We start from the raw sequence: 20244 nt of genomic DNA, 5'->3' as shown, positions 1-20244 counted from the left end.
GTAACCTCCAGGAACTTATTTTTATAAAATGCCGAACAAAAGCTCCCCGTAAGACGGGAATGGCCATGCGGAAGATGCAGTCATAGATTCCAGCGCATCGATATCTGTCCGGAGTTTTTCCATTGCCGGAATAACAAAATCGCGGTAATGGAAGGCCTCTTTCTCAAAATCAGAGATTCCTTCTGCTTCTTCCAATACAGTTTTCAAACTCTCCAGTTTCATGTAGGCAGAAGCAGTCAGACTAGAAAGCTTTTTAACGGATGTATACTCATAGCTGCAATCTATGTCAGCGCCGAACGATTGTTTGGCGAGGACCGCATCTGTCATGGAATGACAGTAAACGGACACAGCAGGAAGAATATCCTTTTCTGCCATATCTGCCATAGTAAGGGCTTCAATATGCAGAACTTTGACATAGTTTTCCATTAAAATTTCATACCGTGCTTCCATTTCTTCTTTGCTGAATACTTTGTGAGAGGTAAAAAGCCGGATATTTTTCTCATCCAAAAAGCGGGGCAGGGCATCTGGAGTTGTACGCAAGTTTAAAAGTCCCCGTTTTTCAGCTTCTTTGATCCACGCATCATCATAACCGTTTCCATTGAAAATGATGCGTTTGTGATCCCGGATTGTCTTGCGGATCAGATCATGGAGTGTGAGGTCAAAATCGTCGGCACCTTCCAGAATATCTGCAAATTCTTTCAGTTCTTCCGCCACTGCAGTGTTCAGGATGATGTTGGGACCGGAGATGGATTCAGAAGATCCCAGCATGCGGAACTCGAACTTATTTCCTGTAAATGCAAAAGGAGAAGTACGGTTCCGGTCAGTTGCATCTTTCGGGAATTTAGGAAGCACATGTACGCCGACCCGCATCAGTTCTTTTTCCCGTCCGTCATAAGATTCTTCCTTTTCAATAGCATTAAGGACATCAGTCAGTTCAGAGCCAAGGAACATGGAAATGATGGCAGGTGGAGCCTCATTTGCGCCCAGCCTGTGGTCGTTTCCGGCGGAAGCGGCAGATAAACGAAGAAGATCCTGATATTCATCTACTGCTTTGATGACTGCACACAGGAACAGAAGAAACTGGGCATTTTCAGACGGAGTGTCTCCGGGTTCCAGAAGGTTCATGCCGGTATCTGTAGAAATAGACCAGTTGTTGTGTTTTCCGCTTCCGTTGATTCCTTCAAATGGCTTTTCGTGAAGAAGACAGACAAGATCGTGCTTTTTCGCAATCCTTTGCATCAGCTCCATAGTCAGCTGGTTATGGTCGGTCGCAATGTTGGTAGTAGTAAAAATGGGGGCCAGTTCATGCTGAGCGGGAGCCACCTCATTGTGTTCTGTTTTGGCAAGAATACCCAGTTTCCATAATTCTTCATTGAGTTCTTTCATATAGGCCTGGACGCGGGATTTGATAGTGCCGAAATAATGATCCTCCAGTTCCTGCCCCTTTGGAGCAGGAGCGCCAAAAAGTGTTCTTCCTGTGTAGATGAGATCTTTTCGTTTTTCGTAAAATTTTTTATCTACCAGGAAATATTCCTGCTCAGGTCCTACGGTTGTCTTGACGGAAGTTACATCCTCGTTCCCAAACAGACGGATTACACGCATAGCCTGGCGGTTGATTGCCTGCATACTGCGAAGAAGAGGGGTCTTTTTGTCAAGAGCATGGCCGCTGTAGGAGCAGAAAGCAGTGGGGATGCAAAGCACGCCGTTTTTAATGAACGCATAAGCAGTGGGATCCCAGGCAGTATACCCGCGGGCCTCAAAGGTTGCCCGAAGTCCTCCGGAAGGGAAGGAAGAAGCATCCGGTTCGCCCTGTACCAGTTCTTTGCCGGAGAACTCCATGATCACTTTTCCATCCTGGTCAGGCGAAATAAAACTGTCATGCTTTTCAGCGGTTCTTCCTGTCATAGGCTGGAACCAGTGGGTATAATGGGTTACGCCTTTTTCGATGGCCCAGTCCTTCATGGCGTTTGCAACTACATTTGCAATATTGATGTCCAGGCTTCTTCCGTCTTTCATTGTTCTTTGCAGCTGGCGGAATGTTTCTTTTGGAAGCCGCTCTTTCATGACAGATTCATCGAAAACCATGGAACCGAATTTTTCTGTAACTGTACTCATATACTCTGCATCTCCTTTTTCATTTTATTAACGTTATTAAACGAAGAAAGTCTTTAGACTTTTCTGTAAAAGAACAGAAACGACAAAAGCGCCGCCTTCCCTTACATGAAGGGAAAACAGCGCCTTTGCCGTTTCTATGCCTATGACTATACTGCTCAAAAGCAAGTTTGTCAAATGATTTCTATGTATTTATTTCCATACAATCTTTAGCCGGAGGCAGACAAAAGTTGACAAATAACAGGAAATCCGTTATATTTCACCTATAATAAAAAGAGTAAGGGCAAAGGTGTTCTTCACGGGGGAAGATGGCAAAAAGGGGTCAGCTTGCCCTGTGGACGAATACCTTTTTATTTTATCCGTGAAAGGAAGGGTTTTATGAGTGCATATGAATATGAAAAGGTCATGGATTTTGTGGACGAGGAGGATGTGAAATTTATCCGACTTGCCTTTTTTGATGTATTCGGAATACAGAAAAATATTTCCATTATGCCGGGACAGCTGGAGAGAGCGTTCCGGGAGGGGATTTCTTTTGATGCATCAGCGGTGGAAGGTTTTGGAGATGAAGTGAAAAGCGACCTTTTCCTCCATCCTGATCCATCTACATTTTCCATTCTTCCGTGGAGACCGTCTGTGGGAAGAGTGGCCAGGATGTATTGTGACATCCGGTATCCGGACGGTACTTTGTACGAGAAAGACAGCAGGTATATTTTGAAAAAGGCTGTAGAGAAGGCAAAAGAGAAAGGACTGACAGTTTACTTTGGTACAGAAGTAGAGTTTTATCTGTTTGAGACAGACGAAAAGGGCAGACCTACCAGGATTCCATTTGATCATGCAGGATATATGGATATTGCGCCGGAGGATAAAGGGGAAAATATACGGCGGGAGATCTGTTTTACACTGATTGATATGGGAATCGAGCCGGAAGCTTCTCACCATGAGGAAGGACCGGGGCAAAATGAGATTGATTTTCAGTACAGCGATGCTCTGAGCGCTGCTGACAACACATCTTCTTTTAAATGGATCGTGCGAACAGCGGCAATGGGGAATGGGCTTAGCGCTGATTTTTCGCCAAAACCGGTGAAAGAATATGCAGGAAACGGGATGCATATTAACATGTCGGTACAAAGCGAAGATGGTGAGGATTATAACAGGCAGTTTATGAGCGGAATTTTGGAGCATATCCGGGAAATCACTCTGTTTTTAAATCCGTCTGAAGATTCTTATATGAGACTTGGGGAAAAGAAAGCACCCAAATATATTACCTGGTCGCCGGAAAACCGGTCGCAGTTAATCCGGATTCCGGCTGTAAAAAACGGCCGCAAACGAATCGAGCTGCGCTCACCGGATCCGACAGCCAATCCATATCTGGCATTTGCCCTTTTGATCTATGCAGGTCTGGATGGAATAGAGAATGATCTTCCTTTGATGGAGCCGGCGAACGTTAACCTTTACAGAGCCGGAAATGAAGTAACCGACCATCTGAAAAAGCTGCCGGAGAGCAGAGGTGAAGCATGGGATGCGGCAAGTGCAAGTCCGCTTATAAAAGAAGTTTTACCGGAAGCTTACCTGGAAGTATACAAGAAACCTTTGAAAGCCTAGAACGATCAGAAAAGGAGAGAGGACATGCTCACAGAAAAAGAAAGATACCGCATATTGATCGTGTCCAGGGCAGAAAAAATGGCTGACCTCTTTAAAGAGACATTTCCGGGGCCGCAATATAAGGATGTATCATGCACGGCGGCTGCCGGAGATGCCAAACGTCTCTGTGTCAGCCATATGTACGATATTCTTATTATAAACACACCTCTGGCCGATGATTTTGGCGTGCGCACAGCAATTGATCTGTCAGAGCAGCATCACAATATGGGGATTCTTCTGCTTGTAAAAAATGAAATGTACGAGCAGGTTGTCTGTCAGGTGGAAGATTATGGAATTATAGCGCTTCCCAAGCCGACGACAAAACAGAACCTGTATATAGCGGTTAAAATGCTAAGCGCTCTGCAGATGAAAATAAAGAGGATGGAAAAGGAATCCAGACGGCTGAAAGAAAAGATGCAGGAGCTTCGCACCATTGACCGTGCAAAATGGATCCTGGTGGATCAAAGGAAAATGAGCGAACCCGACGCCCACAGATACATTGAAAGAAAGGCAATGGACCGCTGTGTCCGGAAAATAGAAATTGCAGAGGAAATCCTGAAAGAGATGTAACATATGATATATAAAGTGAGGGGATACCAGTTTTTACCAGTGTAAAAGTTTTCCTTCTTCGCATACTAACATAGGAAATGAACTTTTCTATACGATGAAAAAAGACAGATGGATAGTGGAGAGACAGTATGAGAAGATTTTGGTACAGACGAATGATTGTGATGATACTGGTATTTGCCTTTTCTGTAGGAGGCAGCTGGTATGTGATCCGAACAAATCAGAAAGCTTTGGAGAAAGAGGTGGGGGCCGATACTTCCAATGAGCTTTTGATTCCCGGAGGAATGCCGGTGGGGATTTACCTGGAAACGGAAGGAGCTCTTGTATTGGGAACAGAAGGAGTAACCGGTGAAGATGGAGAGGAACATGAACCGGCCGCTCATCTTGTAAAAGAGGGTGATTATATTATTGCCCTGGATGACGAGGAGATTAAAAATAAATCCCAGCTGATCGAGGCGGTGGCAGCTCTGGAAAGCGATGATATTGTTCTGACTGTACTGCGGAATAATCAAAAGATTGATATTCGTATGAAAGCCGTGCGGTGTGAAAGGAACGAATATAAGCTCGGGATATGGGTAAGAGACAATGCACAGGGACTTGGCACAGTGACATTTTTAAATGCCGACAGTCAGTTCGGCGCTCTGGGACACGGTATTCGCGACACAGATACAGGGCAGCTTCTGAATGCAGCAGACGGTCTTTTGTATACCACAAGCATCAAAGATATACAGAAAGGAGAAAATGGAACACCGGGTGGCATGGAAGGAATTATCGTGTACAATAATTATAATATTCTGGGGACGATACAGGAGAATACAAGTGAGGGAATATACGGAAAACTTGACCGGGTAGATACGCTTTTTACGGATACCACGCCCATGGAACCGGTTCTTGACGAGTCAGAGGTGAAAGAAGGAGAAGCCGTGGTACACTGCGCAGTAAGCGGCAGCGTAAAAGATTATGAGATTCGTATTACAAAAGTCGACGAAAACGCCAAAGAATCCAATAAAAAACTGCAGATTGAAGTGACAGATAAAGAGCTTTTGGAGCTGACTGGAGGAATTGTGCAGGGGATGAGTGGAAGTCCCATCATTCAGGACAATAAGATCGTTGGAGCGGTGACGCACGTGTTTGTAAATAACCCCAAAGAAGGATACGGAATTTTTATACAGGATATGTTGAAACATATCGAATAATCTGAAAATGGAAGAACCCTGTCGAGATTTTACGACCTTAATTTCTTGATTTCGCGACTTGTGGATTCTATAATTTTCCTTGACAGTTTTTCAAGAAAAAGATAGGAGGATTATGGAATGGGAGAGATTCGCGTAGCGATCGCCGACGACAATGAAAGAATCCTGGAACTGCTTGGCGAAATTATAAACAGCGACCGGGAGTTAAATCTGGTGGGAAAGGCAAATAACGGGGAAGACATGTGCAGTGTCATAAGGGAAAAGGAGCCGGATGTTGTCCTTCTTGATCTGATCATGCCAAAGATGGATGGTCTAAGTGTGATGGACCATGTGAATCATGACAAAACCTTGAAAAAGAGACCGAATTTTATTGTAGTAACAGCTGTGGGGCAGGAAAGAATTACGGAAGATGCATTTAATAAAGGGGCAGTGTACTATGTGATGAAGCCTTTTAATAATGAGATGATACTGGATAGGATCAAGCAGGTGGGGCAGAAAGGGACAAATGCATTTTCTCATATCAGCGAAGCCGGCCATTCTAAAGAAGAAGATCCGCAGGTAAGTCTGGAAACCCGGGTGACTGATATGATCCATGAAATTGGTATACCGGCCCATATCAAAGGATATCACTATCTTAGAGATGCTATTATGATGGCCGTGGAAGATATGGATGTGCTCAATGCGGTGACAAAAGTATTGTATCCCACTGTGGCCAAACACCATCAAACCACCGCGAGCAGAGTAGAAAGAGCCATCCGCCATGCGATCGAGGTGGCATGGAGCAGAGGAAAACTGGATACCCTGGATGAACTGTTTGGATATACTGTAAGCAATGGAAAGGGAAAACCGACCAATTCGGAGTTTATTGCGCTTATTGCAGACACACTCAGATTGGAATATAAAAACAGATAACTCTTTTCATCTGAAAAAAAATACGATATAATATTTTTATAGCGTATATTGTGAGGATGGGAGGATCTTGATCATGAAAAAAATACTTTTTGCGGCGTCAGAATCTGTACCGTTTATAAAGACGGGAGGACTGGCAGATGTAGTCGGCTCTTTGCCGAAATATTTTGATAAAGAAAAATATGATGTCCGGGTGATGCTTCCGAAGTATCTTTGCATCAAGGAAGAATGGAGAAACCAGATGCAGTATCGGACACATTTTTACATGGATCTGAACTGGAGAACGGAATATGTTGGGATTCTGGAGTTGGAGTATGAAGGGATAACGTTTTATTTTATAGATAATGAATACTATTTCAGCGGCTGGGCTCCCTATGGAGATATTTATGCTGATATTGAAAAATTTGCATTCTTTTCAAAAGCAGTGCTCTCGGCCCTTCCGGTGATTGATTTCCGTCCGGATATCATCCACTGTCATGACTGGCAGACAGGACTTGTGCCGGTGTATCTGGATAATTTCCGCTATGGGAACGAATATTACAGAGGAATCAAGACCATCATGACAATACATAACCTGAAATTCCAGGGTACATGGGACACAAAGAGGGTACAGGATATTACAGGACTTCCGCCCTACTATTTTGTACCGGACAAGCTGGAAGCCTATAAGGATGCAAATTATCTGAAGGGCGGTATTGTCTATGCAGACCGCATTACAACTGTAAGTAATACCTATGCAGAGGAAATTAAAATGCCGTTCTACGGAGAAAAGCTGGACGGTCTCATGAATGCCAGGTCAAACTGTCTGTCAGGTATTGTAAACGGGATTGATTATGATGATTACAATCCGGAGACAGACAAGCATATTGCAAGAAATTATTCGGTAGATAATTTCCGTAAAGAAAAGATCAAAAATAAAATGGCTCTGCAGCAGGAACTGAACCTGGAACAGGATCATCATGTTATGATGATCGGTATTGTTTCCCGTCTGACAGATCAGAAAGGATTTGATCTGATTTCCTGTGTGATGGACGAGCTTTGTCAGGATGCTGTACAGATCGTGGTTCTCGGTACCGGAGAAGCACAGTATGAGAATATGTTCCGCCATTTTGCATGGAAATACCCGGGAAAAGTATCGGCCAATATTTATTATTCCGAGCCTATGTCTCACAAGATTTATGCTTCCTGCGACGCTTTTCTCATGCCGTCGCTGTTTGAGCCATGCGGCTTAAGCCAGCTTATGAGCCTTCGATACGGGACAGTGCCGATCGTACGTGAAACCGGTGGACTGAAAGATACGGTAGAGCCCTATAACGAATATGAGAAAACCGGAACAGGATTCAGTTTTATGAATTATAATGCACATGAAATGCTTGCCACAGTGCGCTATGCACAAAGGATCTTCTATGACCGCAAGAGGGACTGGAATAAGATTGTGGAAAGAGGCATGGAAAAAGATTTTTCATGGAACAGTTCAGCGAAACAGTATGAGCAGCTCTATGATGAACTGTAACCATAAAAATGAAATAAAAAATGAAAGAAAAATTACACAGCATTAGGAGAGGACGGACATGAAGATAAAAGATATTTTGAAAGAAGAGAAAGTACATATTTCCTTTGAGGTATTTCCGCCAAAAACAGACGCCGGATATGAATCGGTTTTAAGAGCTACCGAGAAGATCGCAGCGCTGAAACCGGCATTTATGAGCGTGACATACGGCGCCGGCGGAGGAACCAGCAAAAATACAGCCAGTATCGCTTCACAGATCCAGGATGATTTCCATGTAACAAGCCTGGCACACTTGACCTGTGTATCTTCTACTAAAGAAGAAGTACATACGGTGATAGAAAATCTGAAAGAAAAGGGAATAGAAAATATACTGGCTCTTCGGGGAGATATACCGGCAGATACAGAGTTCCCTCTTCCGAATCACTATAAATATGCAAGCGAGTTGATTGAAGATATCAAGCAGCAGGGCGATTTTTGTATCGGGGCAGCATGCTACCCGGAGGGACATGTTGACACAGAACATAAGAAAGATGATATCCGGAATCTGAAAAAGAAGGTGGACTGCGGAGTAGATTTTCTGACAACGCAAATGTTTTTTGATAATAATATCTTCTACAATTTTCTGTACCGTATTCGGGAGCAGGGAATTACAATTCCGGTACTTCCGGGAATTATGCCGGTGACAAATGGAAAGCAGATTGCCAGAATCTGCCAGCTTTCCGGAACAATTCTTCCGGAGCGCTTCCGTGCAGTGGTAGACTGCTTTGGAGACAATCCGGCTGCTATGCAGCAGGCAGGCATTGCCTATGCAACAGATCAGATTGTAGATCTGATTGCCAATGGAATCCGCAATATTCATATTTATTCCATGAATAAGCCGGAAATTGCAGGAGCTATCATGGAAAACTTGTCAGAAATTATAAAGGCGTAAGAGGAGATATATGGATACGAGGACAAAAGAAGCAGTCCGGTATCTTGGCTATGGCAGACATGCGGTAGATGAGGCGACACTGAACCTGATCCAACATTCCTTTCAGGAATTGGAGAAGGTAGCAAACGCCCGGATCGTCTACCGCATTTTTCTTGTATCTGACATAACAGATGACCGGTTAAAGATTGGTGGAATGGAAATAAAAAGCAAAAGTCTCGGGAAAAATATGAAGGGGTGTCAGGAAGCGGTTATGCTGGGAGCTACATTGGGAACAGGAGTGGATATCCTTATGCGCCGGGCTTCTTTGACTGATATGGCCAAAGCTGTGGTTCTGCAGGCCTGTGCGGCCGCTATGCTGGAGGAGTATCTGGATGAGAGACAAGATCAGATTGCAGAAGAACTTCTGAAGGAAGGGAAATACCTGCGCCCCAGGTTCAGTCCGGGGTATGGGGATTTTTCCATTGAGCATCAGGGGCAGATCCTTGGAATGCTGGATGCACCGAAAAAGATCGGCCTTACCATGACAGAGGGGAATATGCTGACTCCTATAAAATCAGTGACAGCGGTGATTGGAGTCAGTACCCACAGGGAACCTTGCCACAGAAAAGGCTGCGAGGAATGTGAAAAAAGAGACTGTATGTATCGGAGGAACGAAGGATGATATTAGATCGGCTTGGAAAGGAACTGCTGTTTTTTGATGGAGGAATGGGAACTCTCCTTCAGGAAAAAGGATTAAAACCGGGAGAACTGCCGGAAAACTGGAATATTGAACACACTGAAGAGGTATTGGATATCCATCGCCAGTATTTTGAGGCGGGCAGCGATATTGTCCTTACCAATACCTTTGGAGCAAATGCTCTGAAATTTCACGGCAGCCAGTATGAGTTGGAGGACATTATTACAGCAGCAGTAGTGAACGCGAAAGAAGGAGCCAATTTCGGTGTTCATGACGGGAGAGAAGTTTATGTGGCTCTGGATATCGGCCCTACGGGAAAGCTTTTGAAGCCCCTTGGAGATCTGAGTTTTGAGGAAGCTTATGACGCCTTTAAAGAGGCGGCGGTGTATGGAGAGGCGGCAGGAGCTGATCTGATCCACATTGAGACTATGAGTGACACCTACGAGATCAAAGCCGCAGTCCTTGCGGCGAAAGAGAATACTTCTCTGCCTGTTTTTGCGACAATGATTTTTGATGAAAAGGGCAAACTTCTCACAGGAGGGGATGTTCCATCTGTTGTAGCATTGCTGGAAGGACTTAGGGTAGATGCACTGGGTATTAACTGCGGTCTGGGACCGGAGCAGATGATGCCCGTATTGGAAGAGATCATGCGCTATACATCCCTGCCTGTGATCGTGAAGCCTAATGCCGGACTCCCGAAGCAGAGGGATGGAAAGACATGGTATGACGTGGAGCCGGAAGCTTTTGCAGAAGCTATGGAAAATATTGTAAAAAAAGGTGCCTGTGTCATTGGCGGCTGCTGCGGAACAACTCCGGCACATATCCTCCGTATGACAAAGAGATGCCGTGATCTGCCGGTAAAAGCACCTGTGCCGAAAACAGATACCATCGTATCCTCTTACGGAAAGGCTGTTGTGATCGGAGAGAAGCCGGTTATCATTGGAGAACGGATCAATCCTACCGGGAAGAAGAAATTCCGTCAGGCTTTGAAAGAGCATGACCTTGATTATATTTTGAAAGAAGCAGTGACACAGCAGGATAAGGGCGCGCATATTCTTGATGTCAATGTGGGACTTCCTGATATTGATGAGAAAGAAATGATGATGGATGTGGTAAGCAGTCTCCAGAGCATTACCAGCCTTCCTCTTCAGATCGACACTGTAAACGCCGAAGCTATGGAGGCGGCTATGCGTCTGTATAATGGAAAGCCTATGATCAATTCTGTCAACGGGAAACAGGAATCAATGGATCAGGTATTTCCTCTGATACAGAAATACGGTGGAGTAGTCGTTGGACTTACGCTGGACGAAAATGGGATACCGGATACAGCAGAAGGGCGGCTTGCAATTGCGGGGAAAATTATTCGTGAAGCGAAAAAATACGGAATCGAGGCAAAGAATATCGTTATCGACGTACTTGCCATGACGATCAGCTCTGATCCGGAAGGTGCAAAGACGACGTTGGAGGCGCTGGAACTGGTGAGAAAAACCTATGGCGTCCGTACAGTGCTGGGAGTATCCAATATTTCGTTCGGTCTTCCTTACCGTCCGGCAGTTAATTCCAATTTCTTTACTATGGCAATGCAGAAAGGTTTGAGTGCGGGTATTATCAATCCTTCATCAGAAGAAATGATGCGCTCTTACTATTCTTACTGTGCGCTGATGAATTATGACAAGAACTGTGAAGAATATATCCGTCAGTATGGGAATATTTCAGCAGCTTCCGGGGCAGCTTCTGAAGTTTCCGGACTTACCCTGAAGCAGACCATAGAAAAAGGACTGAAGGAAGAAGCCCATTTGCTCACAGCAAGGATGGTGGAAGAAAAGCAGCCTCTTTCTATAATAGATGAGGAATTGATTCCGGCTCTCGACCAGGTGGGGAAAGGATTCGAGAAAGGTACGGTATTTCTTCCGCAGCTTTTGATGAGTGCAGATGCCGCCAAGGAGGCGTTTGCAGTTCTGAAAGATAAAATGGCTGCAGAGGGAAAAGAAAAAGAGAAGAAGGCCAAGATTATTCTTGCAACAGTAAAAGGCGATATCCATGATATTGGAAAAAATATTGTAAAAGTACTTCTGGAAAATTACGGTTTTGATATCATCGACATGGGAAAGGACGTTCCTCCGGAAGAGATCGTGGAAAAAGCAGTGGAGCAGAATATACGCCTTGTAGGATTAAGCGCTTTGATGACAACAACGGTAGGAAGCATGGAAGAAACCATAAAGCAGCTTCGTAAGGCAAAGCCGGACTGCAAAGTCATGGTGGGAGGAGCAGTACTTAACCAGGAATATGCGGATATGATCGGCGCCGATTTCTATGGAAAGGATGCGATGCAGTCTGTCTATTACGCACAGGAACTTTTCGGAGAATGATATGTTTTTAATTTTGTACATGCAGTTGTATTGACAGAAAATTAACGTTTGTCTATAGTGAGAGTGAAAGATGAGAGAAGAATAGGAGGAAACTGTTCTATGATGAGAGGTCTGAATACCACAGTCCGTCAGATACGCAGAAAGGTATTTGAGGAGGTGGCCCGTCTTGGATTCCAGTCCAATGACGAAACGCTCAACGATGACATGGAAGCGATTCCGTATGCAATTGTTAATGAAGATTCAAAAGTAAAATACAGGGAAAGCGTGTACCGTGCACGTGCGATTGTGCGTGAGCGTCTGCGGCTTGCAATGGGACTTTCTCTGCGGCCGGAAAACCGTCCGGTACATTTGACAGCCGGAGTAGAAGCCAGCAATATTTCCGACAAATATTATGAGCCGCCTCTTATGCAGGTAATTCCATCGGCGTGCGAGGCCTGCGAGGAGAGAGGGTACGAAGTCAGCAACATGTGTAAGGGATGTCTTGCTCACCCATGTATGGAAGTCTGTCCGAAAAATGCGATTTCTTTTGTGAAAGGCAGATCTTATATTGACCAGGAGAAATGCATCAAATGCGGCAAGTGTAAAGCAGTCTGTCCCTATGATGCGATTTCCAAGAAAGAGCGTCCCTGTCAGAAAGCCTGCGGAGTAGGCGCTATTGAGTCAGATAAGATGGGACGAGCCTATATTAATACAGAGAAATGCGTATCCTGCGGTATGTGTATGGTAAACTGCCCATTTGGTGCTATTTCCGATAAGTCACAGATTTTCCAGCTTGCACATGCGTTAAAGAAGGGAGATAAGGTGATTGCTGAGATTGCGCCGGCATATGCAGGGCAGTTTGGAGACAACATCACTCCAAGGAATTTAAAAGCAGCGCTTCAGGAGCTGGGATTTGAAGGATTTTATGAAGTGGCTTTGGGAGCGGATATCGGAGCTGTTGCGGAAGCCCACCACTATGTGAACAAGGTGACGACAGGAGAGTTGCCTTTCCTTCTGACATCCTGCTGTCCTTCCTGGGCGATGCTGGCGAAGAAATATTTCCCGGATCTGATTGAAGAGGTGTCACAGGAGCTGACGCCTATGGTGGCAACGGCGCGTACCATCAAACAGCAGCACCCGGATTCCAAAGTTGTATTTATAGGTCCCTGTGCGGCCAAGAAACTGGAGGCAATGCGGCGTACTGTGCGAAGTGACGTGGATTTTGTCATTACCTTTGAAGAACTGCAGGCTATGTTTGACGCCAAGGGAATCGACCTGGAGAAATATGAGGCAGAGTCCTCGTTCCACAATGCAACAGGTGCAGGCCGTGGCTATGCCGTAGCGGGAGGCGTTGCGGAAGCGATTGAAAAATGCATCAACGCCTATTATCCGGATGTGGAGGTCAAGATTGAACATGCGGAAGGACTTGCGGAATGTAAAAAGGTACTGGCTCTGGCAAAGGCAGGCAAGATGAACGGATGCCTTATCGAAGGAATGGGCTGTCCGGGAGGATGTGTAGCAGGAGCAGGAACTAATATTCCGGTGGCAAAAGCACAGAAAAAGATTAAAGATTTTGTAAAAGCTTCCTCCAGGCAGATTCCGCCAAAAGAACTGGAAGAAATTGAACTGAAGTAGAGTAAAACGGCAAAAGGAATGCCAAGGGAATGAAACCCTGACGTTGACAAACGTCAGGGTTCTCTTTATAATTAGGAAATAGTTGAAAAATTTAGGAGGAAATTATGCAGAAATACGGTGTAAATGAACTAAGAAGAATGTTCCTTGAGTTTTTTGAGAGTAAGGATCATCTTGCCATGAAAAGTTTTTCACTGGTGCCTCACAACGATAAAAGTCTTTTACTTATTAATTCGGGAATGGCGCCATTAAAACCATATTTTACAGGTCAGGAAATCCCGCCGAGAAAACGCGTGACAACCTGTCAGAAATGCATCCGGACAGGAGATATTGAAAATGTGGGAAAAACAGCACGCCACGGTACATTTTTTGAGATGCTTGGGAATTTTTCTTTTGGCGATTATTTTAAAAAAGAATCCATTGCCTGGACATGGGAATTTTTAACAGAGGTAGTAGGACTTGATCCGGATCGGCTTTATCCGTCTGTTTATCTGGAAGACGACGAAGCATGGGAGATCTGGAATAAGCAGATTGGTATTCCGGCAGATCGGATTTTCCGTTTCGGGAAAGAAGATAACTTCTGGGAACATGGGTCTGGTCCATGCGGTCCCTGCTCGGAAGTTTACTATGACCGCGGAGAGGAATATGGATGCGGAAAGCCTGACTGTACAGTAGGCTGCGACTGTGACCGTTATATGGAAATTTGGAATAATGTGTTTACCCAGTTTGATAATGACGGACATAATCATTATACAGAATTGGAACAGAAAAATATTGATACGGGAATGGGACTGGAACGTCTGGCGTGTGTGGTACAGGATGTGGATTCCATGTTTGATGTGGATACGATCCGTGACCTTCGGGAGCATGTCTGCAGGATTGCAGGAAAGGAATACGGGAAGGAATATAAAACCGATGTATCAGTACGTGTGATCACAGATCATATCCGTTCTGTCACATTTATGATTTCCGATGGGATCCTTCCTTCCAACAGTGGAAGAGGCTATGTTCTTCGCCGTCTGCTGCGTCGTGCCTGCCGCCATGGACGCCTTCTTGGCATAGAGGGAGAATTTCTGGTTCAGCTTGCGCAGACAGTGATCGATGGATCCAAGGACGGATATCCGGAACTGGAAGAGAAAAAGGATTTTATCTTTAAGGTTATTACAAAAGAAGAAGAACAGTTTAACAGGACTATTGATCAGGGACTTTCCATTTTGGAAGGACTGGAAGAGAAGATGGAGAAGGAGCATACAAAGGTACTTTCCGGTACAGAGGCTTTCCGGCTGTATGACACTTACGGCTTCCCGGTTGATCTGACAAGAGAAATTCTGGAAGAAAAGGGAATGAAGATCGACGAGGAAGGCTTTGAAAAAGCGATGGAAGAGCAAAGAGAGACTGCTAAGGGAACCTTCGGAGAGACAAACTACATGGGAGCTGATGTGACAATCTATGAGTCTATTGATCCGTCTGTCACATCAACCTTTGTCGGCTATGAGCACCTTTCCTGGGAATCTGATATTATTGTTCTGACAACAGATGATGCGATTGTGGATGCCCTTTCCGATGGGGAGAAGGGAACTGTTTTCGTGAAAGAGACACCGTTCTATGCCACAAGCGGCGGACAGGAAGCGGACAGAGGATTTATCCGTACCAAGGACGGCGTGTTTGAGGTGGAAGATACAATTAAGCTTCTGGGCGGTAAGATCGGTCATGTAGGACATGTTGTAAGCGGCATGCTGAAGGTAGGCGACCATGTTTCTTTGGAAATCGATCAGGAGAAAAGAGCGCTTTCCGCACGGAATCACAGTGCTACACATTTATTGCAGCAGGCACTGCGGACGGTACTTGGCACCCATGTGGAGCAGGCGGGATCTTCTGTCAATGAGAACAGACTGCGCTTTGACTTTACGCATTTTTCCGCCCTTACAAAAGAAGAGATCAAAGAAGTAGAGCGGATTGTTAATGAGCAGATCATGAACGCTCTGCCGGTAAAAGCAGAAAATATGCCTATCGAAGAAGCAAAAAAGACAGGTGCTGCTGCTCTTTTTGGAGAGAAGTACGGTGATATTGTCCGGGTTGTCAGCATGGGAGAATTTTCCAAAGAGTTCTGCGGCGGAACACATGTGGACAATACTGGAGTGATCACAGCATTTAAGATCATTTCCGAGACCGGAGTTGCTGCCGGAGTACGGAGGATAGAAGCACTGACCTCAAAGGGATTGCTGAAATATTACGATGAAATGGAAGAAAAACTGGAGCAGGCTGCCAAACTTGTAAAGGCGTCTCCGGATCATCTTGCAGAAAAGATTTCCCATCTTCTTGCAGAAAATAAGGAACTTCACAGCGAAGTAGAAAGTCTGAAGAGCAAGCTGGCTCAAGAGTCCATGGGAGATGTGACAGATCAGGTGAAGGAAGTGGCAGGCATGAAACTTCTGGCTGTGCGTACAGACGGAGTGGATATGAACGGACTTCGTGATCTTGGGGATCAGATGAAAGAAAAGCTGGGAGAGGGAGTTGTGGTGATCGCTTCTCAGATTGACGGCAAAGTTAATCTTATGGCTACTGCCACAGAAGGCGCTGTAAAAGCAGGTGCCCATGCAGGAAATCTCATTAAGGCCATCGCTTCCTTTGTAGGCGGAGGCGGAGGCGGACGTCCGAATATGGCTCAGGCCGGAGGAAAAAATCCGGACGGTATTGCAGAAGCGCTGGAAAAGGCAGAGGAAGTGCTGGCAGAGCAGATTTCTTAAATCGATAAAAGCATCAATAAGTGGTAAGAAAATAACAATGGTTGACGAATAGAGTTTCATCCTTTATACTGGACACACAAAAGAGATCAGACCAGATGAAGCAGTAAGGGAGATTTCCGCTGTGCAGACGGAAAACCGACGAAGCAATTTCGAAGCTCTGCCCGGGGCTTGAGAGAAACTTTCAGGTACTGTACCTGCTGCTGATGGAACTCTGGAAAGACCAGCGCCGATTCCTTGCAGTTGTCAGGTGCAGGCACCGACGGGGTAATGCTTTCAGGTAAAAGAAACAGAGATACAGGGTGTTCCTTTTTGATGCCCTGTATTTTTTGTGCGCATTTTTAAGGTTCATTTCGGCGCGGAGCACGCCGGAAGAAGAATTGGTGATTTCAAAAGAAAAGGAGATGAGAAAAATGAATGAGAACAAAGGATTGAAAAAAAATCTTGGAGTGGCTACCGCGATGGCCACAGTAGTAGGTTGTGTGATCGGCTCCGGCGTGTTTTTTAAGCCACAGGCAATCTATACGGTGACTGGAGGTGCACCGGGGCTGGGAATACTGGCATGGGTGATCACAGGACTTGCCAGTATTGCAGCGGCTCTTACCTTTGCAGAAGTTGCGATCATGATACCAAAGACCGGAGGGATGGTGGCCTATCTGGAAGAGATTTATAGTCCGATTGTTGGCTTTCTTGCAGGATGGATACAGACACTGGTGTTTTATCCGGCTATGATTTCCGCGCTGGCAGTGGCTTTTGCCCAGCAGGCGGCGTTGTTTGTGGGTGAGAGCTTTATGATCCCCATTGCTGTGGGTGTGATCATTCTTATTATTTTTCTTAACAGCCTCGGTTCCAGCGTGGGTGGCGGCGTGCAGGTTATTTTTACTGTATGTAAATTAATTCCTCTGCTTCTTCTTATGGTATTTGGTTTCCTGAAAGGCGGCGGCGGAAATGCAATCTTTACTCCAATGGTGGGAGAGGGACTGAATCCGGCAGTTGTGCTGGGGCAGCTGATGGTTGCAATTCTTTTTGCATTTGAAGGATGGACAAATGTAGGGGCTATTGCAGGAGAAATGAAAAAGCCGGGAAGAGATCTTCCTATTGCAATTGTAGGTGGCGTATCTGTGATCATGGCAGTTTATTTTGTAATCAATATCGCTTATCTCTGGGTACTTCCGGCAGATCAGCTGGCGTCTCTTTCAGCTCCGGCTTCGGCGGTGGCGCTTGAATTGTTTGGAGAGATGGGCGGAAAGCTGGTGGCAGTAGGAATTATGATTTCTGTATTTGGAGCCTGCAACGGATTTGTACTTTCCGGATCCAGAGTGGCATATTCCTTGGCAGCAACAAAGAGCCTTCCGTTTTCAGACACACTGGCTGTTCTTAATAAAGCGCAGGTACCGGTCAACTCCATTATCCTTGTAGGAGGAATCGGCTGCATATATGCAGTCAGCGGAAGATTTAATCTCCTGACAGACTTGGCGGTCATATCAAGCTGGATGTTCTATACTTTGACATTTATTGGTGTTATGAAACTTCGCCGGGACTGGCCGGACGCTGTCCGCACATATAAAGTTCCTCTTTATCCGGTGGTTCCTATTATTGCGATCGTAAGCGGCATTTATGTAATCATAAATCAGATTTTCCTTGCAGGAATACAGTCTACACTACTGTCTGCCGGAAGCATACTTGTGACGCTTATTGGCATTCCGGTGTACAGGAATGTCAGGAAAAGAGCGGTGCTGCAGGAAAAAAAGCGATAAAAAACCATTGACGTACAGGAAAAATGTGCTATAATCTTATGTAGTGCAATAAATATACCCGAACAGTCGTATGATGCACAATATAGGGCTGGAGGGGAGGTTAGGTGTGAGACTATGTCAAATGTAATCGTTAAAGAAAACGAGACGTTAGATAGTGCTTTACGCAGATTTAAAAGAAACTGCGCGAAAGCTGGTATTCAGCAGGAGATTCGTAAAAGAGAACATTACGAGAAACCAAGCGTAAGACGTAAAAAGAAATCTGAAGCAGCTAGAAAACGTAAGTATAATTAATATGTGCAAAAGTGAAGGTGGCACGATTAAGTGCCATCTTTTTTTGCGCAATTTGGGACGTAACACTTTTAAAGTTTGTTACGTCCCAAATTGCAGTAAATGGTGTCCAAAATTGAGAATAAGGGTGGGATTTTTTGAAAATATCACAACATATAGATGAAATCTATATACACAACTATATATTGTTCTTATCTATTGGACGAAGACGAGCTGTATAGCTATAATAAACGAGGATATATTAGTCTCAAGGAGGTTTGAAAGGTATTATGAAAAAAAGAGTATTAGCTGCATTTTTATGTATGGCTATGACAGCTTCCGTACTGGCAGGCTGCGGCTCTAACACATCCACAGAGGAGGAGACTACCCAGGAGTCTACGGATGAGACAACAGATGAGAGCGCAGAAAGTGAACCTGTAGAGGCAGTGGAGACAAAAACTGTCTACGTAACCCCACAGTGGGTAAACAGCGCATTAAATGGCGAGCAGGAAGGATACGAGGACATTCTGATTGCGGAGGTAGGATATGGCGATGTGGCAGACAGTACGTCATATCAGGAAGGTCATATTCCGGGAGCCATATATGTGGATCTTTGTGAAGTTGAGGATGCCACAGGAAGTGAGGAAGGAAAATATAATCTCTTGTCAGCAGATGAAGTAGTAGATAATCTCTTGAGTCATGGTATTACTAAAGATACAAAAGTAGTACTTTATGGTTCGGGCTGTCCGGAAAGACAGGCTTACGGATATATATGGGCAGGTGTTGAGGATGTCAAGATTATTAATGGCGGCATTGATGCTTGGAAGAGTGCAGGATATGACACAGAGACAGAAGCAAACGAGGGCGAGCCGGTTGAAGATTTTGGAACAGAAGCTCCCGTACACCCGGAATATTGGGTAAGTATTGAAACTGCAAAAGAAAAGTTGGAAACAGATGATAATTTTAAGCTTGTCAGTATTCGGAGCGAAGAAGAATGGCTTGGAGAAACAAGCGGATATAACTATATGGATAAGGCGGGAGAACCAGAAGGCGCCGTATGGGGGAAAGACAGTGATGCATATAAAAACGATGACGGTACAGTAAAAAGCTTGGAGGAAGTAAAAAAAGATGTATGGGCTGATGCGGATTTTACTTTAGATAATGAACTTTCTTTCTATTGTGGTACAGGATGGAGAGCATGTGTTCCTTTCCTTGTTCTTTATGAGAACGGTTATGAAAATATTTCGGTATATGATGGCGGATGGTATGAATGGCTGATGCATGATGATTATCCGGTACAGGTAGGCGATCCTGCAAGTGATGACTGTGAGCACACAACTGTAGGAGAGCTTCCGACAGGCAAAGCTGCCAAATAGATATGATTAATAACAAAATGCTGCCGGCAAGTAAAGCGGCAGCATTTTTATTCTACCATATAGAAATGCCATCTGTGTTTACTCCTACGCGAAAATCCTCTGGGAGATCTATGTAATATGCCAAGAAAAGAATATGGAGGAAATTATGAAAAAAATAGCATATATTTTGGCGCTTATTCTGGAGATTGCTGCTCTGACCGGCGCCGGTATTATACACTATTTTGCAGAACGGAAACTGGGAATGGTTCGGTATCTGAATTATAAGAATATGACATGGGAGCGGGATTATCCTGTAGGTACTTTGAAAACAGTATCCTTACTAATAGCTGCAGTATTAACGGTGCTTATTTTCCTTCTCTTTCTGAAGAAAAGAAAGGAAGTTTCCCGGCTTACAATGGTTATGAATATTTGTATGATTGCTCTGACTGCGCTGTACGGGGGATATACACTTATAAACTCTACTGACACTATGGCAGATTATTATTTTATCAGTATTCTCTTTCTTTTGGCGGCTGTAATTCAGATCGTTAAAACAGGCATCGCAGTGTTGATGGCAAAAAGAGGAGAAGAGGGAAAGTAAA

General features: G+C 44.7%; 15 protein-coding genes and 1 riboswitch. Of the genes, 14 read left to right on the top strand and 1 reads right to left on the bottom strand.

The window, feature by feature from the left end; translation table 11 throughout:
* Positions 1–21: 21 nt before the first annotated feature.
* Positions 22–2115 (bottom strand): glutamine synthetase III family protein, encoded by a 2094-nt coding sequence (locus R2J37_RS09480; protein ID WP_316264728.1) that lies wholly within the window; start codon positions 2113–2115, stop codon positions 22–24.
* Positions 2116–2490: 375 nt separating this feature from the next.
* On the opposite strand from R2J37_RS09480, the gene R2J37_RS09475 reads away from it, so the two are divergent.
* From R2J37_RS09475 to R2J37_RS09410, 14 genes are all read left to right on the top strand, one after another.
* Positions 2491–3714 carry a glutamine synthetase family protein gene (locus tag R2J37_RS09475; RefSeq protein WP_230106002.1) on the top strand — a complete coding sequence of 408 codons (1224 nt, stop codon included), beginning with the start codon at positions 2491–2493 and terminating at the stop codon, positions 3712–3714.
* A 24-nt stretch (positions 3715–3738) separates the two neighbouring features.
* Positions 3739–4323, top strand: a complete 585-nt coding sequence (locus tag R2J37_RS09470) for an ANTAR domain-containing response regulator (protein ID WP_316264725.1) — start codon at positions 3739–3741, stop codon at positions 4321–4323.
* 128 nt (positions 4324–4451) lie between these two features.
* On the top strand, positions 4452–5516 hold the full coding sequence (gene spoIVB, locus R2J37_RS09465) for a SpoIVB peptidase (RefSeq protein WP_230106004.1): 1065 nt from the start codon (positions 4452–4454) through the stop codon (positions 5514–5516).
* 117 nt (positions 5517–5633) lie between these two features.
* Complete coding sequence (spo0A, locus tag R2J37_RS09460) at positions 5634–6425, top strand: sporulation transcription factor Spo0A (protein WP_230106005.1); 792 nt, start codon at positions 5634–5636, stop codon at positions 6423–6425.
* Positions 6426–6498: 73 nt separating this feature from the next.
* Positions 6499–7935: a glycogen synthase GlgA gene (gene glgA / locus R2J37_RS09455; protein WP_230106006.1), complete on the top strand. Its 1437-nt coding sequence runs from the start codon at positions 6499–6501 to the stop codon at positions 7933–7935.
* Between the two features lie 58 nt (positions 7936–7993).
* Positions 7994–8863 carry a methylenetetrahydrofolate reductase [NAD(P)H] gene (metF, locus tag R2J37_RS09450; protein ID WP_256193583.1) on the top strand — a complete coding sequence of 290 codons (870 nt, stop codon included), beginning with the start codon at positions 7994–7996 and terminating at the stop codon, positions 8861–8863.
* Positions 8864–8873: 10 nt separating this feature from the next.
* Entirely contained in the window at positions 8874–9524 is a 651-nt protein-coding gene (locus R2J37_RS09445; RefSeq protein ID WP_316264722.1) for a Vitamin B12 dependent methionine synthase activation subunit, read from the top strand.
* The gene (locus R2J37_RS09440) at positions 9521–11908 is read left to right on the top strand and encodes a homocysteine S-methyltransferase family protein (RefSeq protein WP_316264720.1); all 2388 of its coding nucleotides are present in this window, start codon (positions 9521–9523) and stop codon (positions 11906–11908) included. The genes R2J37_RS09445 and R2J37_RS09440 overlap by 4 nt, the downstream gene beginning before the upstream one ends.
* Positions 11909–12007: 99 nt before the next feature.
* On the top strand, positions 12008–13522 hold the full coding sequence (locus tag R2J37_RS09435; protein WP_256193585.1) for a 4Fe-4S dicluster domain-containing protein: 1515 nt from the start codon (positions 12008–12010) through the stop codon (positions 13520–13522).
* Positions 13523–13626: 104 nt separating this feature from the next.
* Positions 13627–16266, top strand: a complete 2640-nt coding sequence (gene alaS, locus R2J37_RS09430; RefSeq protein ID WP_230106011.1) for an alanine--tRNA ligase — start codon at positions 13627–13629, stop codon at positions 16264–16266.
* Positions 16267–16467: 201 nt separating this feature from the next.
* Positions 16468–16566: riboswitch (glycine riboswitch) on the top strand.
* A 110-nt stretch (positions 16567–16676) separates the two neighbouring features.
* Positions 16677–18020 (top strand): APC family permease, encoded by a 1344-nt coding sequence (locus tag R2J37_RS09425; protein WP_230106012.1) that lies wholly within the window; start codon positions 16677–16679, stop codon positions 18018–18020.
* A gap of 114 nt (positions 18021–18134) precedes the next feature.
* Positions 18135–18311, top strand: a complete 177-nt coding sequence (gene rpsU / locus R2J37_RS09420) for a 30S ribosomal protein S21 (protein ID WP_004054229.1) — start codon at positions 18135–18137, stop codon at positions 18309–18311.
* Between the two features lie 266 nt (positions 18312–18577).
* Complete coding sequence (locus R2J37_RS09415; RefSeq protein WP_230106014.1) at positions 18578–19663, top strand: sulfurtransferase; 1086 nt, start codon at positions 18578–18580, stop codon at positions 19661–19663.
* 145 nt (positions 19664–19808) lie between these two features.
* A complete protein-coding gene (locus R2J37_RS09410) occupies positions 19809–20243 on the top strand; it encodes a hypothetical protein (RefSeq protein WP_230106015.1) in 435 nt (144 codons plus the stop codon).
* Position 20244: the final 1 nt, after the last annotated feature.

This window comes from Claveliimonas bilis (genome assembly GCF_030296775.1).
Taxonomy (GTDB): Bacteria; Bacillota; Clostridia; order Lachnospirales; family Lachnospiraceae; genus Claveliimonas; species Claveliimonas bilis.
This window is presented reverse-complemented; position numbering and strand designations above follow the sequence as displayed.

What these genes read in the sequence shown, in the direction of transcription:
- alaS (WP_230106011.1), top strand. Translation starts at nt 13,627, where the DNA reads ATGCAGAAATACGGTGTAAATGAACTAAGAAGAATGTTCCTTGAGTTT.
- R2J37_RS09480 (WP_316264728.1), bottom strand. Translation starts at nt 2,115, where the DNA reads ATGAGTACAGTTACAGAAAAATTCGGTTCCATGGTTTTCGATGAATCT.
- spo0A (WP_230106005.1), top strand. Translation starts at nt 5,634, where the DNA reads ATGGGAGAGATTCGCGTAGCGATCGCCGACGACAATGAAAGAATCCTG.
- R2J37_RS09470 (WP_316264725.1), top strand. Translation starts at nt 3,739, where the DNA reads ATGCTCACAGAAAAAGAAAGATACCGCATATTGATCGTGTCCAGGGCA.
- R2J37_RS09410 (WP_230106015.1), top strand. Translation starts at nt 19,809, where the DNA reads ATGAAAAAAATAGCATATATTTTGGCGCTTATTCTGGAGATTGCTGCT.
- rpsU (WP_004054229.1), top strand. Translation starts at nt 18,135, where the DNA reads ATGTCAAATGTAATCGTTAAAGAAAACGAGACGTTAGATAGTGCTTTA.
- glgA (WP_230106006.1), top strand. Translation starts at nt 6,499, where the DNA reads ATGAAAAAAATACTTTTTGCGGCGTCAGAATCTGTACCGTTTATAAAG.
- R2J37_RS09440 (WP_316264720.1), top strand. Translation starts at nt 9,521, where the DNA reads ATGATATTAGATCGGCTTGGAAAGGAACTGCTGTTTTTTGATGGAGGA.
- spoIVB (WP_230106004.1), top strand. Translation starts at nt 4,452, where the DNA reads ATGAGAAGATTTTGGTACAGACGAATGATTGTGATGATACTGGTATTT.
- R2J37_RS09435 (WP_256193585.1), top strand. Translation starts at nt 12,008, where the DNA reads ATGATGAGAGGTCTGAATACCACAGTCCGTCAGATACGCAGAAAGGTA.
- R2J37_RS09445 (WP_316264722.1), top strand. Translation starts at nt 8,874, where the DNA reads ATGGATACGAGGACAAAAGAAGCAGTCCGGTATCTTGGCTATGGCAGA.
- R2J37_RS09475 (WP_230106002.1), top strand. Translation starts at nt 2,491, where the DNA reads ATGAGTGCATATGAATATGAAAAGGTCATGGATTTTGTGGACGAGGAG.
- R2J37_RS09415 (WP_230106014.1), top strand. Translation starts at nt 18,578, where the DNA reads ATGAAAAAAAGAGTATTAGCTGCATTTTTATGTATGGCTATGACAGCT.
- R2J37_RS09425 (WP_230106012.1), top strand. Translation starts at nt 16,677, where the DNA reads ATGAATGAGAACAAAGGATTGAAAAAAAATCTTGGAGTGGCTACCGCG.
- metF (WP_256193583.1), top strand. Translation starts at nt 7,994, where the DNA reads ATGAAGATAAAAGATATTTTGAAAGAAGAGAAAGTACATATTTCCTTT.